Genomic DNA, 15,830 nt, shown 5'->3' on the forward strand with positions numbered 1-15,830 from the left:
CACACCATGGATTTCAAACCCCTCGTCACCCTGCTGGCCATCGTCAACCCGCTGGCCATCGTGCCGTTTTTTATCCACTACACCCAGAACTTTGACGACGAGCAGCGTCGGCGCACGGTCCTGATTTCTGCCTTCAGCTGTTTTGTGGTGATTGCCGTCAGTGCGCTGATGGGCTTGCAGATTCTGAAGTTTTTTGGCATTTCGCTGGCCAGCTTTCAGGTCGGCGGGGGCATGTTGTTGCTGACCTCGTCATTGGCCATGCTCAACGCGCAACCGGCCGAGGCCAAATCCAATGCCGAGGAAATGCATGACGCCGCTGCCCGCGCCAGCATTGCCGTGGTGCCTCTGACGATTCCGCTGCTGACTGGCCCAGCCACCATGTCCACCGTGGTGATTTATGCCGACAAGGCCAAGACGGTGCTGCAACTCACCACGCTGGTGGGCTACGGCGTGGTGGTGGCCTTGGCCACCGCGCTGTGTTTTTCTCTGGCAAAACCGATTGCCCGCAGGCTGGGCAAGACCGGCATCAATGTCATGACCCGGCTGATGGGCCTGATTCTGGCTGCGCTCGCGGTGGAGGTGATGTCTGACGGCCTGGTGAAACTGTTTCCCATATTAGGAAAATGACCCAGGGGCTACAGGCCCATCACACACGGCCGGAATTTCGTCTTTTTGACTAAAACGCATCACAACTTCTTTTAAATCAAAGACTTACGTTGATTTTGACAAGTGTAACGAAAGATTTACACTTGTATGAAAACACCTGTAACGAACTTAAAATGTCTGCAAATGTCCGCTACTTCGGACAAATGTCTACAGGGGGTTACGGATGCGTCGACGTACTTTGCTTTCGGCTTCATTGGGTCTGGGTTCATTGGCGGCCTTGGCCTGTTTCGACAGGCCTAACAGCGCACGCTCCGATCTGCGGCCCTATTCAGGCTCGGGCAAAGCTTTTGGCACCACCGTGAGCATTGCGCTGTGGCATGACGACGCCACACAAGCACAAGCGGCCATCACCGAGGCCTTGGCCCAGGTCAGCCAGGTGGATGCCTTGATGAGCCTGCATCAGGAACACAGCCAGGTCTACCAACTCAATCTGTTGGGGCGCATTGAGAAACCTGACCCCCATCTGGTCAAGGTGCTGACTTATGCCCGACAACTCTCCGAACAGACGGCAGGGGCGTTTGACATCACCGTGCAACCCTTGTGGCGGGTTTTCACACAAGCGCAAGCGCGCGGCGAACTGCCCAGACCAGAGGCCATAGCGAGCGCCAAGGCCCTCGTCAACTGGCAAGGCCTGAGTGCAGGCGGACAACAAGTCAGCCTGGCACAGCCCGGTATGGGCATCACCCTCAATGGCCTGGCGCAGGGGTATGCGGCCGACCTGGTGCTGGCGAGTTTGCATGCACATGGGATCAGCCACGCCCTGGTCGACACCGGCGAATTCGGTGCACTGGGCCACAAAACGACCGGTTTGCCCTGGGTTCTGGGCATCAAGAACCCGCGACACACCGATGCACTCGCCGCCAAGGCCGCGCTGGATGGTCGCCAATTGGCCACATCAGGCGACTACGAAACCTTTTTCAGCCCGGACTACATCCATCACCATATTTTTGATCCCGCCACCGGAGACTCCCCCACCACCCTGGCCAGCGCCACGGTGCTGGCGCCCACCGGTTTGATGGCCGACGGGCTGTCAACCGCATTCATGGTGATGGGGGCCAACAAGGCACTGGCACTGGCCCAACAACTGCCACAGGTGGATGCCTTGCTGATCCACAAAAACGGTGCCATCCAGGTCACACCCAAATTCCCGGCGTTGTCTGCCTGAGTGGCGCCCAGGTGAACCTGTTGTTGAACACCCGACTGGAGGACTGACGTTGGAACTCATTGGCACGATTGGTAGCGCAGGGCTTTTCATGGCAACGCTGGGGGTGTTGCTCGCGGGTGTGCTGGCTTTTGCGAATCGTCGGCTGTATGTGTATGAAGACCCTCGGATTGAAGAGGTGGAGAACCTGCTGCCCAAATCCAACTGTGGCGCCTGTGGTCTGGCGGGTTGCCGCAACTTTGCCGAGAAAGTGATTGCTGGCGAGATTGTTCCAGCACAGTGCACGGTGAGCAGTGCAGCGCAGGTTGGCATGATTGCCACGATGCTGGGCGTGGATGCGGGAGACGTTGAACGCCGTGTGGCGCGCCTGGCCTGTGCCGGGGGCAAACATGTGGCCTACACCCGAGCGCGGTACGCAGGTTTGTCAACCTGCCGGGCGGCTGCAGTGGTCAGTGGTGGTGGCAAGGAATGTGCCTGGGGTTGCCTGGGGTTGGGCGATTGTGTCAATGTCTGCAAACAAGGAGCCCTGCACCTGGATCGGCACGGCCTGCCGGTGGTGGACCCGCTCAAATGCACAGCATGTAATGACTGTGTGGCTGTCTGCCCCAAAGGTCTGTTCTCTCTTCAGGAGCTCAGCCACAAACTCTGGATCGCCTGCCGTAACCGGGCCGATGGTGATGCGGCCCAAGCTGCCTGCGAGGTTGCCTGCACCGCCTGCGGCAAATGTGTGGCGGATGCGCCACCCGGCCTGCTGACTTTACGCAACAACCTGGTCGAGATCGACTACGACTGGCACGACCAAGCCACCCAACACCTGACCGACCGTTGCCCAACCGGTGCCATCGTTTGGTTTGCCGACCCAGATCATGGGTCGCGAGGACACGCCGCGAAAAAGATCCTGCGCAACGATGCCTTACCCATCAAGCACTGACGCGGCCGCCACCTGCTCAAACTCACAAGGATTCGTCCTTTTACCGGGAACACACCATGCTCAACAAGGTCCTCGATTATTTGAAACGTGACACCCACGCAGCCCACTCAGATCGCCCTGCGGCGAAGTACCCAGGCATCCGTGACGCGGTCGACGGCAACACAGCAGTCATCCACGTCGAACGCGAAGCGTCCGATGCAGCAGGGGCCTACCCGATCACGCCCTCTACCCAGATGGGGGAGTACTGGGCCGAGGAGGTTTCTTCAGGGCATCTCAACATCTCAGAACGCCCTCTGATTTTTGTCGAGCCGGAATCCGAGCATGCCGCTGCAGGTGTCACCGCGGGCATGTCGATGACCGGGCTGCGCGCCACCAACTTTTCATCAGGCCAGGGCATTGCGTTCATGCACGAGTCGCTCTACGCCACGGTGGGTAAACGCCTGCCCTATGTGCTCAACATGGGATGCCGGGCCATCACCAAGGCCAGCCTGAACGTGCATGCCGGGCACGATGACTACCACTGTATCGACGACACTGGTTTTATCCAGGTGATGGCCAAAAACGCCACGGAGGCGGCCGATCTCAACCTGATAGCACGCAAGGTGGCCGAACTCTCGCTGACCCCAGCCATCGTCGGCCAGGATGGGTTCCTGACCACCCACCTGATTGAGTCCGCACGTCTGCCCGAGCGTGAGCTGGTGGCGGAGTTCCTTGGCAAACCGGATGACCTGATCGACACACCCACACCCGCCCAGGCCATGCTGTATGGCCCACAGCGCCGCCGTGTACCGGCCATCTGGGATGTGGATGCACCAATGCTGTCAGGCTCGGTCCAAAACCAGGACGCCTACATGCAGTCGGTGGCAGGCCAGCGCCCCTATTTCTTCGACCACATCGCGGCCATGGCCGACCAGTGCATGGCCGAGTACGCGCAGCTCACCGGCCGCAGTTACCAACGTGTCAGTGGCTGGAAAAGTGATGATGCGGACTACCTGATCCTCGGCATGGGCAGCATGATCGTGCAGGCCGAGGCTGTGGCCGACTACCTGCGGACCACACGTCAACTCAAAGTCGGGGTGGTCAACCTGAGCATGTTCCGCCCCTTCCCCGGCGACCTGTTGGGCCATGTGTTGCGCGGCAAAAAAGGGGTTGCGGTGTTGGAGCGCACCGACCAGCCCCTGGCGGAAGATCTGCCGCTGATGCGGGAAGTCCGCGCCACCCTCTCCAAATGCCAGGAAAACGGCCAGGCTGAGGCCGACCGCAGTAGTTCCAGGGACGGCGCCCTGCCCTATCCCGGTTATGCCAGCCTGGCTGCGGGTGAGATGCCGCGCTTGTACTCCGGCTGTTACGGTCTGGGTTCACGCGATCTGCAGCCTGAGGGCTTGATTGGTGCGTTCGAAAACATGTTGCCGCAGGGCCAACGTCGGCCCTTCTTCTACCTCTCGGTCGATTTCGCCCGCGACCCGCTCAACCCCAAGGATGAGTTGCACCAGGAAGCCTTGCAGGCGGCCTACCCGCGTTTGCGTGAACTCTCCGTGCGTGGCTCGGAAAACCCGAACCTGATGCCCCCCGGTGCCATCACCGTGCGTATGCACTCGATTGGGGGCTGGGGCGCCATCACCACCGGCAAAAACCTGGCCATGACACTGTTTGACCTGCTGGGTTACGAGATCAAGGCCAACCCAAAGTACGGCTCGGAAAAGAAGGGCCAGCCCACCACCTATTACCTCTCGGCTGCACCGGAGCTGATTCGCGTCAACAGTGAATACGTGCACCTGGATGTGGTGTTGTCCCCCGACCCGGCGGTGTTTGGCCACTCCAACCCTCTCACGGGGCTCAAAAAAGGCGGCGTATTCATCATCCAGAGCAATCTGGGTGAGGCCACCTGGGGCGCGTTCCCGTTGTGGGCGCAAAAGCAGATTGTGGAGCAGGAGATTCGTGTGTATTACCTGGATGCGTTCCAGATCGCCCGCGAGGAGGCCGGCAGCGCCGAGCTGATGCTGCGCATGCAGGGCAACGCCTTCCAGGGCGCCTTTTTTGCAGCCTCACCGGTGTGTGCCAACGCTGGCCTGAGTGAAGAAACCCTGTTTCGCGCCATTGAAAAACAGCTGGAAACCAAGTTCGGTGGCAAAGGCGGCCGGGTGGTGCAGAACAACCTGAGCGTGGTCAAACGGGGGTATGTCGAAACCAGGGAGATCACAAATAAACCTCTGGGCACCAGCCACAAGGCGCTGACCAAGACCGGCGCCGGGCTGCCGATCATGCTGATGCGCACACCTGTGGCCGACGCCAAACACTTGCCACCGGTGGCTGATTTGCACCGCTTCTGGGAGCAGACCGGCCATTTTTATGCCACTGGCAAGGGCAACGACAACCTGGTCGACCCGTTCATCGGCGCCTCGCTGGTGCCTGCAGCCACCGGCATCTACCGCGACATGACCGGCATCCGGTTTGAGCACCCGGTCTGGCAAGCTGAGAACTGCACCGCCTGCGGCAAGTGTTACACCGTCTGCCCTGACAGCGCCATTCCGGGTCTGGTCAACAGTGTGGCCGAAGTGTTCAACACCGCGCTGCAACGTATCGAGACCGGCGGCACGCCGACCCGTTTCCTGCGGCGCGCGGTTCGGGTTGCGGAGAAAAAACTGCGTGTTTTGATCACGGGTGATGGTGTGGCTGTTCGGCCGCTGATCGACCAGGCCATCGAGGCCACCATTGCTGAGGCCCCAGAAGACGATCAGCCCAATATGATCAAGGAGTTCCAGCTACTAAAAACAGAGCTTAGCGACTTCCAGTTTGCGGCCACCAAACCGTACTGGACGCAAAAGGAAAAGAAAGCGCCCGGCAGCGGTGGCCTGTTCTCGATCACCGTCAACCCACTCACTTGCAAGTCCTGCGCCCTGTGTGTCACCGTGTGCGATGACAAGGCTTTGAAGATGGTGACGCAGACCGAGGCGTCGATCAAGACGCTGCGCCAGGACTGGGATTTCTGGCTGGACCTGCCCACCACACCGAAGGAGTATGGACGCATCGACAGCCTGGACGAAAAAATCGGCGCACTGGAAACCCTGCTGCTCGACAAAGCCAACTACAACTCGATGAACTGTGGCGACGGCGCCTGCCTGGGGTGTGGCGAGAAGACAGCGATTCACCTGTTCACCTCTGCCGCTGCGGCACTGATGCAGCCACGTGTGCGTGATTACGTGGCCCGACTTGACTTGCTCATTGTCAGTCTGGAACAGCACATGCGGAACCGTCTGGCCGATGCAATTGATCTGTCGGACGCCAGCGCCGTGGTGTCTGCCGTCAATGCCAGTAGCAGCCAGGACCTGACTTTGTCGACCCTGGCGGCCAGCCTGTCGGCCAACAAACCTTCACAACCGCTTGATCCAGCCTGGATCAAACGCACCGCTCAGTTGCTGGACAAACTCAAGGACCTGCGCTGGCGCTACGTCGAGGGCCCCAGCAAACGAGGCCGCGCCGACATGGGCCTGGTCAACTCCACCGGGTGCACATCGGTCTGGGGGTCGACCTACCCCTACCACCCCTATCCGTTTCCGTGGACATCCCACCTGTTCCAGGACTCGCCCTCGGTGGCCATGGGTCTGTTTGAGGGGCACATGGCGAAGATGGCCGAGGGTTTCAAGGCGGTGCGCATCGCCGAGATGGAGCTCAAGGGCGAGTACATCCATGAGCGCGATGCCGACTTCTTCAAACGTTTTGACTGGCCCCAGTTCAGCGATGACGAGTGGCATATGTGCCCACCCGTCGTGAGCCTTGGCGGTGACGGCGCCATGTACGACATTGGGTTCCAGAACCTGTCGCGGGCCATGATGTCGGGCAAACCCATCAAGGTGCTGGTGGTGGACACCCAGGTGTATTCGAACACCGGTGGCCAGGCCTGCACCTCAGGCTTCATCAGCCAGGTGTCTGACATGGCGCCTTTCGGCAAAGCCATGCATGGCAAAACCGAGATCCGCAAGGAGATGAGTGTCATCGCCATGGCACACCGCACATCCTTCGTGTTGCAAAGCACCATCGCCCACGTCAATCACCTGCTGGAGGGCTACATCGACGGCCTCAACTCGCGGCGACCGGCTTTGTTCAACATCTATGCGGTTTGCCCGCCGGAACATGGGGTGGGTGATGACAAGAGTGTGGCCCAAAGCAAGCTGGCGGTGGAAAGCCGGGCCTACCCCTTGTTCCGCTTCGACCCGGACGCGGGTATCACTTTTTCGGAAAGCATCAGCTTGGATGGCAACCCTGCCATCGAGTCTGACTGGCCAAGTTATTCGCTGGAATACCTTGACGAGAGTGCTCAGAAGCAGCGTATGGATCTGCCGGTGACCTTTGCCGACTTTGCTGCGACGGAAGGCCGTTTCAGCAAGCAGTTCCGCAAAGCGCCTGCAGAAACCTGGAACGACGCCATGTTGCCGCTGGCTGACTTGCTGGCTTTGCCGCAGGACGAACGCGAGGGCAGGTTCCCCTACATCTGGGCCACAGACAGCAAGAACCACCTGATGCGGCTGCTGGTCTCCAAGGAACTGGTGCTCGCCTGTGAAGAGCGGCAGAACTTCTGGCAACAGCTCAAGGACATCGCCGGTTTGTCCAGGCGCGCATCGGAGGTGGATACCCAGGCCGTCACCGAACGTGTGCGGGCCGAGTTGATAGAAAAGATCACGAACAGCCTGACCCTCCCCGGCAGCCAAACTGCCCCCCTTGCACCAGTGCTGGATACCCATGCCACCGTCGCACCCGTTCCTGGCGGTGGTTATGAGGCGTGCTGGGTGGACACGCCTGAATGCACAGCCTGCGACGAATGCACCTCCCTGGCACCCAAGGTATTTGCCTACAACGACCAAAAACAGGTGGTTGTGCTCAACCCCAAAGGCGCCAAATTCAAGGATTTGGTCAAAGCCGCAGAGAAATGCACGGCAGGCTGTCTGCATCCGGGTACCGCCTGGGACATGACCGAAGCTGGTGTCGACAAATTGTTGGCACGCGCGGCCAAATACAACTGACAGACCGACCCACCCAAGTTATGAAGTTCCTCAACTTCCTGCGTGGTGAGACGTTTGCGCGCGGCATCCATCCGCCGCAAAACAAACACACGGCCCACACGCCGATCCGCCGCCTGCCCTTTGCACCCGAGCTGGTGGTCCCGCTGTCGCAACACATTGGCAAAGCCCCTCGCCCCATGGTTCAGGTGGGGCAAGAGGTGGTGCGCGGTCAGCCGATTGCCAAAGGTGAGGACTGGCTGTCGGTGCCACACCACGCGCCGGCAACCGGTGTGGTGGAAGCCATTGAACTACGGCCCAGCGCACGCGGCCCCTGGACCGAGTCGATCATCATCCGCCCTTATGCCGGGGCCACGCAGGAGGATCTGTGGGGCGTGCCGCGTGACACCAGCGTCATGGATGGTCCAGAGATTCTGCAAGCCGTCTGGGACAGCGGCTTGGTGGGCCTGGGCGGTGCAGCCTTCCCGACCCACGCCAAGCTGATGGTGCCCAAACAGGCCAAAGTCCACACACTGGTGGTCAACGGTTGTGAATGTGAACCGTATCTGACCTGTGACCACCGCGTGATGCTGGAAAACACCAAGGAACTGATCCTGGGGATGCAGCTGGCCATGCGTGCGACGGGTGCGGTGCGCGGCATCGTTGGTGTCGAGGACAACAAACCGGATGCGGTTGCGGCCATCCAGTCGGTGATCGACGCCACGCGCCTTGACAACATTTTTGTGGAAGCGGTGCCGACCAAGTACCCGCAAGGATCCGAGAAGATGTTGCTCATGGCACTGTTTGGTGTCGAGATTCCCTCTGGCGCGCTGCCGGTTTCCCTGGGCATGGTGATGAACAATGTCGGCACCCTGGCGGCTCTGGGACAACTGCTGCCTGCTGGTCAGGGGCTGACCGAACGTGTGGTGACCATCGCCGGGCCGGGTGTCAGCCGACCAGGGGACTACCGGGTGCCACTTGGCACACCCATCTCCTTTGTTCTTGAATGGGCGGGGGCATCAGCACAACCGTCCAGCCATGCGCCCAGCGCCTGCCAGCTGGTGCTGGGTGGCCCCATGATGGGGCAGGCCGTGGCCTCACTCGACACACCGATTACCAAGGGGGTGTCAGGCATCCTGGTTTTTCATCCGGAGGACATGGCCGACCGCGATGGCCGCCGCACCTTTCCCTGCATCAAATGCGGCGAGTGTGTTGAATCGTGCCCAATGGGTCTCAACCCCTCGGCCTTGGGCATGCTGGCCGCCAAACGTGAGTACGAATTGATGGGGCAGCGTTACCACCTGGGTGACTGTTTTGAGTGCGGCTGCTGCACCTATGTGTGCCCGTCCAACATCCCGCTGGTCCAGCAATTTCGCATCGCCAAACAGGTGCTGCGTGAAAAGGCGAGCGCCTTATGAGTACCGCTATCGAAATCCGCAGTGCCCCGCACATCAAGGCGCCACGCACCGTGGAGCAGATCATGCGCAACGTGGTCGGCTCCCTGCTGCCCGTGTGTGCCTTTTTTGTCTACCAATACGGTGTCTCGGCACTGGCGTCCCTGCTGTGTGTGACAGCGGCCTGCCTGTTCACCGAACGCTTGTTTGTCAAGACCGGCACCCAGTCGGGTTCATTGTCTGACTGGTCTGCGGTCATCACAGGATTGCTGCTGGCGTTAACCCTTCCGCCGGGTTTCCCGCTATGGATGGGTTGTGTGGCGGGTGTGGTGGCCATCGCGCTGGGCAAGGCCCTGTTTGGCGGCATCGGCTTCAATGTGTTCAACCCGGCGCTGGTGGGACGAGCTTTTGTCCAGGCGGCCTTTCCCGTGGCCATTGCCAGCTACACACCGTCGTTCCTGCCCGGTCGTTTCATCAACTTCATCCCTAGTACGCTGGCCTGGCCCATGATGCAACCACCGGATACCACGGCCTGGTTGCAAAACATGCAGATCGACGGACTCAGCGGCGCCACCCCCCTGGCCAAATGGAAGTTCGACGGCCTGATGGTGCTGCCGCAGGATTTGCTCTCGTCTTTGGCTGGCCACATGGCCGTGGGGCCATCGCCCCTGTTGATCCTGGCCTGTGGTGCGTATCTGGCTCTACGACGGTTTATGGACTGGCGCATCCCGGTTGCCATTCTGGGCAGCGCAGGCCTCACCGCCTGGATGCTGTATGGCCTGGACCCGGTGCGTTACCCCAACCCGTTTTTCATGATGTTTTCCGGTGGTCTGATGTTGGGGGCGATTTACATGGCCACCGACATGGCGACATCACCGGTCACACCGCGCGGCATGTGGGTTTATGGTGCCTTGATTGGTGTGTTGACCGTGGTGATTCGCTACTACAGCGGTTTGCCCGAAGGGGTGATGTACGCCATCCTCATCAGCAATGCCGCCACGCCGCTGATTGAGCGCATCACCCAACCGACGCCGTTTGGCAAATCCGGTTTGCTGCAACCCAAACGCGGTGCCAGCTACCCCTTGCACCCGGAGTACATCTCGCGTGAGGAAGCCAATGCCGTCACACCCAAAAAGCGCTTGTTGAAAAACAAACCCAAGCCATGAACACACCGCACACACCGGCCATCCCCCCGTCAGTGGCGCAAACCCCCACCCGTGCCATGGTGCTCACCCTGGGGCTGGTCGCCGCCATTTGCGGCCTGATCATCGTGAGCGCCTACGAAGGCAGCCTGTCTGCGGTGCGTGACAACCGCCGGGTCGCGCTGGAGCGCGCCATCACCAAGGTATTGCCTGGCGCCCATCAGACCCTCTCTTACCTGGCTCTGTCCAACGGCGCCATTGAGCCCGCCAACAGCGATGACACACCAGTCGGCGCTTTGCGTTTTCATGCGGCCTATGACACCACCGGGCGCCTGATGGGCATCGCCGCCGAAGGCTCGGCCAAAGGTTATGCCGACACGGTGCGCATCCTCTTCGGGTACTCGCCACCCTGTGCCTGTGTGGTTGGCATCGGTGTGATCAGCATGCGCGAAACACCCGGCATTGGTGACAAGATCCTCACCGACACGGCCTTCCTGGCTAACTTCAAGTCACTTGACACAAGGCTCAACGGCGAACTCAAGGCTTTGGCCAACGAAGTCAAAACGGTCAAACACGGCACCAAAACTCAAGCATGGCAGGTGGACGCCATCTCTGGCGCAACCATCACCTCCCGTGCTGTTGGCCGTGCCATCAACGACGCAGCGCAGGCGCTGTTGCCGCGCCTTGTTCCCCAAATCGACCAGATTCAGAAGGCACCATGAACGCACCCATCGCACCCAACACGGTCTCCTCATGGGACAACCTGCTCGAAGGTCTCTGGCGGCAGAACCCGGTTTTTGTCATGATGCTCGGCATGTGTCCCACGCTGGCGGTCACGGTATCTGCCATGAATGCACTGTCGATGGGCTTGGCCACCACGCTGGTACTGGTCGCGTCTTGTGGTCTGGTCTCGATGTTGCGCCACATCGTGCCCAAAGAAGTCCGGATCGCCACGTACATCGTGATCATCGCCACCTTTGTGACAGCGGTCGACTATGGCATCCAGGCCGTCAGCCTCACCCTCTACGATGCGCTGGGCGCTTTCATCCAGCTGATTGTGGTCAATTGCATCATTCTGGGTCGTGCCGAGGCGCACGCGTCCAAAAACCCACCCACCACCGCGATGCTCAACGCCCTGGGCATGGGTGCAGGGTTCACGCTCGGCTTGTTGGCGCTGGGTACCGTGCGCGAGATCTTGGGTACCGGCGCCTTGTTTGGCGTGTCACTGTTCGGCGCCAACTTTCAGCCCTGGGTGGTGATGGTCTTGCCGCCGGGCGGCTTTTTTGTACTGGGGGGGTGGCTGCTGGTGTTTGCTTGGTGGAAAAAGCGCCAACCCAAGGTCTCGGCCAAGCCGAGCACAAGCTCACAAGGAGCCTGACGATGGCACACGAATCAAGCTTCCAGATTTTCATAGGTGCCCTGCTCGCCAACAACTTCGTGCTGGCGATGTTCCTCGGTCTGTGTCCCTTTTTGGGGGTTTCCGGCAAGTTGGACACGGCTTTCCCGATGGGGGTGGCCACCACCTTCGTGATGGCGGTTGCAGCCTTGTGCGCCTATGGGCTGAACTGGTTGCTGGGTGTGATGCACCTGGAGTTTTTGCGCCTGATCGCCTATATCGTTGTCATTGCCTCGGCCGTGCAACTGGTGGAGATGGTGCTCAAGAAACACAGCCCGGTGTTGTTTCGGGCGTTGGGCATCTACCTGCCGCTGATCACCACCAATTGTGCGGTGCTGGGCGTGGCGCTGATCCAGACTGCGCGTGACTACACCCTGTTGCAGTCGATGGCTTTTGCCATAGGAGGTGGCGCCGGTTTCACCCTGGCTTTGGTCTTGATGGCGGGCTTGCGAGAACGGGTCCAACTGGTTGAAGTGCCTGACATCGCCCAGGGTGCAGCCATGGTGTTGATGATGGCGGGCATCCTGTCACTGTCGTTCATGGGTTTTGCCGGCCTCGGGGGCTAAGCATGCTGACACACTTTCTGAGCAGCGTTGCTGCGTTGCTGTTGTTGCTGGCGGCGTGGATCACGGTACAGGCTGTGGCACGTCGGTTTGCACAACAACACCCTGAATGCGGCCCCTACCAAGAAGCGGGAGGGGGCTGTGGCGGCGGTTGTGGCGCTTGCGCTCAGCCCTGCAACAACCAGCCAAACGGCTCGCCCAACCCTACCGATGCCATCTCTGGACCAAGCAAACACCCTTGATGAATGGAGCCCCATGCAGACCCCAAACCATGACACCACCACCGACACCGCCACACACTCAGCCAGGTTGATCGGCAGCAGCCGCATCACCCCTCCTGATTCGTCAGAAGACGTGCGACACATGATTTTTGAAACGGACGACGCCGGGTTTGATGCTCGGGTGGGCCAATGCATCCGGGTCATGGCACCCGGCCAGTTTGGCAACATCCACCACACACGGCTGTACTCGTTGGCCCATATTGACCACACTGACGCACAGTGCACCGAGTTTTCCTTGCTGGTGCGGCGTTGCACCTACCTCGACGACTTCAGCGGGGAGCGTTATGACGGTGTGGCATCCAACTACCTGTGTGACCTGCCGATGGGCAGTGTGATGACATTTTCCGGCCCGGTTGGGCACCCGTTCTCCATTCCTGCCAATCGCCGCGCACCGCTGCTGATGGTGGGCATGGGCACCGGCATCGCCCCATTTCGGGGGCTGGTCAGCCGAATCTACGACGCACGAGGGGGCTGGGAAGGCAAGGTCCGGCTGTTTTATGGCGCCCGCAGTGGCCTGGAAATGCTGTACATGAACACCGAGAACGCTGACCTGGCCAACTATTTTGACCAGGCCACCTTCAAGGCGTTTCAGGCACTCAGCCCGCGACCCCATTTCGACGAACCACCGGCCTTGGGCGCCGCCTTGGACCAGCACGCCAGCGAGCTCAAAGAGATGCTGCAAGACCCGCAAACACACATCTTCGTCGCCGGGCCACAGGCCATGCTGGGCCAGGTCGAGAACAGCTTCGCACAGATTGTGGGTAGCACCGGGGACTGGCCCACGCTGTATCAACACCTGCTTGACAGCGGCCGCTGGAACCAGGTCTTGTATTAAAAAAGCCGATCAGGCAAAGCGTGATCGGCTGGGATGGACGGTTGATGTGTCCTTCAGAAGCGGCCAAGCAGAAAACTGATTCAGTTCAACAGCTCGGGCATATGATTTGGCGGAGACTGTGACAGTGCAAGAAGCTTCCGTTATTCTCCGCGAGTGTACTGCAACCCATGAGATTCAACGGGTTACGTGCATTTTGAGTCCGCCATTCACCGCGACCATCCGGTAGAAATCGCACGACTTTGATATGTGGCTTGATAGTTGGGGTTGAGTCGAACAGAACTTCACCCAAAATACCTCACATGGCGATCCACAAACTTACCGACCTAAAGATCAAAGCAAAAATCCGAGAGATCCAAGACCTTGCATTTAGTAAGCCCAAGAATGCATTGGTTGGTGACGGGCAAGGGCTCTACCTGAGCATCGCAAAGAACGGCACGGCCAGTTGGTTGTTCCGGTACATGGATCATGGCAAGGCCAAGTCCGTTGGTTTGGGTGCGTACCCCGGCACGTCGCTGCAAAAGGCCCGTGAAAAGGCGCAAGCTCTGCGGGATGCCAGAGCTGGCGGTGTTGATCCCATGGCTGCCAAGAGGGAGGCTGTACGGGAGCAAAAGCTGCAACAAGCCAAGTCCAAGACGTTTCAAACCTGTGCCGAAGAATTCATTGCGCTGTCCCGGTCATCTTGGAAGAATGCTAAGCATGCACAGCAATGGGAAAACACCCTGTCCCAGTATGCGTATCCGTTTATTGGTCAGTTGCCTGTCGGTGCAGTGCATGCAGCAGATGTCGTTCGAGTCCTCAAACCAATCTGGGTAAGTAAGACGGAAACGGCCATGCGCTTGCGTGGACGCATCGAATCAGTGATTGACTGGGCAACCGTGCATGGTCTGCGTGAAGGCGATAACCCTGCGAGGCTCAAAGGGCATCTTGAGCACATGCTTCCCAAGTTGCGGGACGCTGAACGTCACCAACACCATCCCGCCTTGCCATATGAGGAACTGCCGACCTTCATCGTTGGACTGAATGAGCAGAGCGGTATGGCCCGCTACGCACTCGAATTTTTGATCCTCTGCGCGTCGCGTACTGGTGAAGTGATTGATGCCACCTGGGATGAATTCGACTTGCCAAAAGGCCTCTGGGTCATTGGCAAGGAGCGAATGAAGGCAGGCATTGAGCACCGTGTTCCTCTGGGCAAGCGGGCACTCGAAATCTTGACTTTGGTTCGCCCGTTTTCGGGAAAGAAGTACGTCTTCGCCGGAAGGAAAAAGGACTCGCCACTCTCCAATATGGCGATGTCTATGCTCCTGCGACGAATGGGTTACACCGACATCACAGTTCACGGGATGCGCTCGACCTTCCGAAACTGGGCGGGGGAGCAGACCACCTTTCCGTTCGAGGTCTGCGAGCAGGCGCTGGCGCATAGACTGCCTGATGCGGTCGCGGCGGCGTACTTGCGTACAGACTTCTACGACAAGCGGGTCAGCCTCATCTCTGATTGGGAGAGTTTCTGCCTGTCAGCGTGCCCAACATAAAAGCACTAACTCGCCCGCAACCGCTTTGAAGATGCACCAAATTTGACAAGCCAGGCCCTCTGAGCGGAGAATATGCTTGTGACGCGTCCGTATGTGGCCGTCACTCCTCGTCACTGCATCCTTCGACGAGGCGTCCCGCAGCTTTTTCAAAGCTGAGGCATGGCTTGATTCCACCGCAGTAGTGGACTTGTCCGAACGACGCCAACTATCCCTTAACCGGGTTGGTTGGCGTTTGCCTTTCCAGCCCTCTAACCAACGAGACTGGAAATGCACATTGATTCTGATTCCCCGAAACTATCTCTGACGAGTAAGGCACAGCGCCCGCGTGTTGCCAACATCTATGGCGTGCCGAAAGCTTGCGCAACCTCTGTCGCAGGCGCTTTGGCGGGGATGCCCAAAAGCTGCTTGGTATTCGTCAGCGCCCCCTACGCCAAGCACTTCAAACCCGTACCAAAAGACGGCCACACCTATGTGGTGCAAGACCCTGATCGTTTGTGGGTGCATCACATGCTGCAACCAGACGGCAAGCACGTCGTTTTGGACAAGAAAAAGCTGCCCTCCGGCCCTGGCTACTCCGGCAAGGTCTCCATTCACGTCAAAGACCTGAGCGGAAAGGCCAAGAAGAAGGCCCCGCGCTACTCCACGAAGCTGACCATCGGCGTTTCCGTTGAGCGGGGATCGGACGATCCTCCTGTCATTCAATTGATCGACATCCAGCGCGTGATGTCCATCGTTGGGTTCGCCAAATCATTTATCTACGCCCAACCTGACTTCCCTGAACCCGTCCGCTTGGGTGCCTCTCGCCGCGCTGCCGTGAGGTGGGTCGCGAGTGAGGTGGAACTGTGGGTGCAAAAGCTCATGGCCAAGCGCAGCACGGCCCGCGCCACGAGCGCCACCGTCGGTTGATCCAAGGCCTCATCGACATTCACACACCATC

General features: G+C 59.5%; 12 protein-coding genes. All 12 read left to right on the plus strand.

The features are described from left to right. The first annotated feature begins 6 nt into the window (after positions 1 to 6). Positions 7 to 627 (plus strand): MarC family protein, encoded by a 621-nt coding sequence (locus RF819_RS08000; protein WP_078364501.1) that lies wholly within the window; start codon positions 7 to 9, stop codon positions 625 to 627. A 202-nt stretch (positions 628 to 829) separates the two neighbouring features. After that, the gene (locus RF819_RS08005; protein ID WP_078364502.1) at positions 830 to 1,831 is read left to right on the plus strand and encodes an FAD:protein FMN transferase; all 1,002 of its coding nucleotides are present in this window, start codon (positions 830 to 832) and stop codon (positions 1,829 to 1,831) included. A 49-nt stretch (positions 1,832 to 1,880) separates the two neighbouring features. Continuing rightward, the gene (locus RF819_RS08010; protein ID WP_078364503.1) at positions 1,881 to 2,759 is read left to right on the plus strand and encodes an RnfABCDGE type electron transport complex subunit B; all 879 of its coding nucleotides are present in this window, start codon (positions 1,881 to 1,883) and stop codon (positions 2,757 to 2,759) included. Positions 2,760 to 2,815: 56 nt separating this feature from the next. Continuing rightward, a complete protein-coding gene (locus RF819_RS08015) occupies positions 2,816 to 7,777 on the plus strand; it encodes a 2-oxoacid:acceptor oxidoreductase family protein (protein WP_078364504.1) in 4,962 nt (1,653 codons plus the stop codon). A gap of 20 nt (positions 7,778 to 7,797) precedes the next feature. Continuing rightward, entirely contained in the window at positions 7,798 to 9,171 is a 1,374-nt protein-coding gene (rsxC, locus tag RF819_RS08020; RefSeq protein WP_078364505.1) for an electron transport complex subunit RsxC, read from the plus strand. Beyond that, positions 9,168 to 10,313 (plus strand): RnfABCDGE type electron transport complex subunit D, encoded by a 1,146-nt coding sequence (locus RF819_RS08025; protein ID WP_078364506.1) that lies wholly within the window; start codon positions 9,168 to 9,170, stop codon positions 10,311 to 10,313. Before rsxC ends, RF819_RS08025 begins: the two co-directional genes overlap by 4 nt. After that, on the plus strand, positions 10,310 to 11,011 hold the full coding sequence (locus RF819_RS08030; protein ID WP_242472800.1) for an RnfABCDGE type electron transport complex subunit G: 702 nt from the start codon (positions 10,310 to 10,312) through the stop codon (positions 11,009 to 11,011). The genes RF819_RS08025 and RF819_RS08030 overlap by 4 nt, the downstream gene beginning before the upstream one ends. Next, positions 11,008 to 11,667 (plus strand): electron transport complex subunit RsxE, encoded by a 660-nt coding sequence (gene rsxE / locus RF819_RS08035; RefSeq protein ID WP_078364507.1) that lies wholly within the window; start codon positions 11,008 to 11,010, stop codon positions 11,665 to 11,667. Before RF819_RS08030 ends, rsxE begins: the two co-directional genes overlap by 4 nt. A 2-nt stretch (positions 11,668 to 11,669) precedes the next feature. Continuing rightward, entirely contained in the window at positions 11,670 to 12,251 is a 582-nt protein-coding gene (locus RF819_RS08040; protein WP_078364508.1) for an electron transport complex protein RnfA, read from the plus strand. A 252-nt stretch (positions 12,252 to 12,503) separates the two neighbouring features. Then, positions 12,504 to 13,364, plus strand: coding sequence for an FAD-binding oxidoreductase (locus RF819_RS08050; RefSeq protein WP_078364509.1), 861 nt, complete (start codon positions 12,504 to 12,506; stop codon positions 13,362 to 13,364). A gap of 299 nt (positions 13,365 to 13,663) precedes the next feature. Then, a complete protein-coding gene (locus tag RF819_RS08055; RefSeq protein WP_078364510.1) occupies positions 13,664 to 14,893 on the plus strand; it encodes a tyrosine-type recombinase/integrase in 1,230 nt (409 codons plus the stop codon). 267 nt (positions 14,894 to 15,160) lie between these two features. Next, entirely contained in the window at positions 15,161 to 15,799 is a 639-nt protein-coding gene (locus RF819_RS21665) for a helix-turn-helix transcriptional regulator (protein WP_078364511.1), read from the plus strand. Positions 15,800 to 15,830: the final 31 nt, after the last annotated feature.

It is taken from the genome of Rhodoferax fermentans (genome assembly GCF_002017865.1).
GTDB classification, from domain to species: Bacteria; Pseudomonadota; Gammaproteobacteria; order Burkholderiales; family Burkholderiaceae_C; genus Rhodoferax; species Rhodoferax fermentans.

What these genes read in the sequence shown, in the direction of transcription:
- RF819_RS08050 (WP_078364509.1), top strand. Translation starts at nt 12,504, where the DNA reads ATGCAGACCCCAAACCATGACACCACCACCGACACCGCCACACACTCA.
- RF819_RS08055 (WP_078364510.1), top strand. Translation starts at nt 13,664, where the DNA reads ATGGCGATCCACAAACTTACCGACCTAAAGATCAAAGCAAAAATCCGA.
- rsxE (WP_078364507.1), top strand. Translation starts at nt 11,008, where the DNA reads ATGAACGCACCCATCGCACCCAACACGGTCTCCTCATGGGACAACCTG.
- RF819_RS08040 (WP_078364508.1), top strand. Translation starts at nt 11,670, where the DNA reads ATGGCACACGAATCAAGCTTCCAGATTTTCATAGGTGCCCTGCTCGCC.
- RF819_RS08000 (WP_078364501.1), top strand. Translation starts at nt 7, where the DNA reads ATGGATTTCAAACCCCTCGTCACCCTGCTGGCCATCGTCAACCCGCTG.
- RF819_RS21665 (WP_078364511.1), top strand. Translation starts at nt 15,161, where the DNA reads ATGCACATTGATTCTGATTCCCCGAAACTATCTCTGACGAGTAAGGCA.
- RF819_RS08005 (WP_078364502.1), top strand. Translation starts at nt 830, where the DNA reads ATGCGTCGACGTACTTTGCTTTCGGCTTCATTGGGTCTGGGTTCATTG.
- RF819_RS08015 (WP_078364504.1), top strand. Translation starts at nt 2,816, where the DNA reads ATGCTCAACAAGGTCCTCGATTATTTGAAACGTGACACCCACGCAGCC.
- RF819_RS08030 (WP_242472800.1), top strand. Translation starts at nt 10,310, where the DNA reads ATGAACACACCGCACACACCGGCCATCCCCCCGTCAGTGGCGCAAACC.
- rsxC (WP_078364505.1), top strand. Translation starts at nt 7,798, where the DNA reads ATGAAGTTCCTCAACTTCCTGCGTGGTGAGACGTTTGCGCGCGGCATC.
- RF819_RS08025 (WP_078364506.1), top strand. Translation starts at nt 9,168, where the DNA reads ATGAGTACCGCTATCGAAATCCGCAGTGCCCCGCACATCAAGGCGCCA.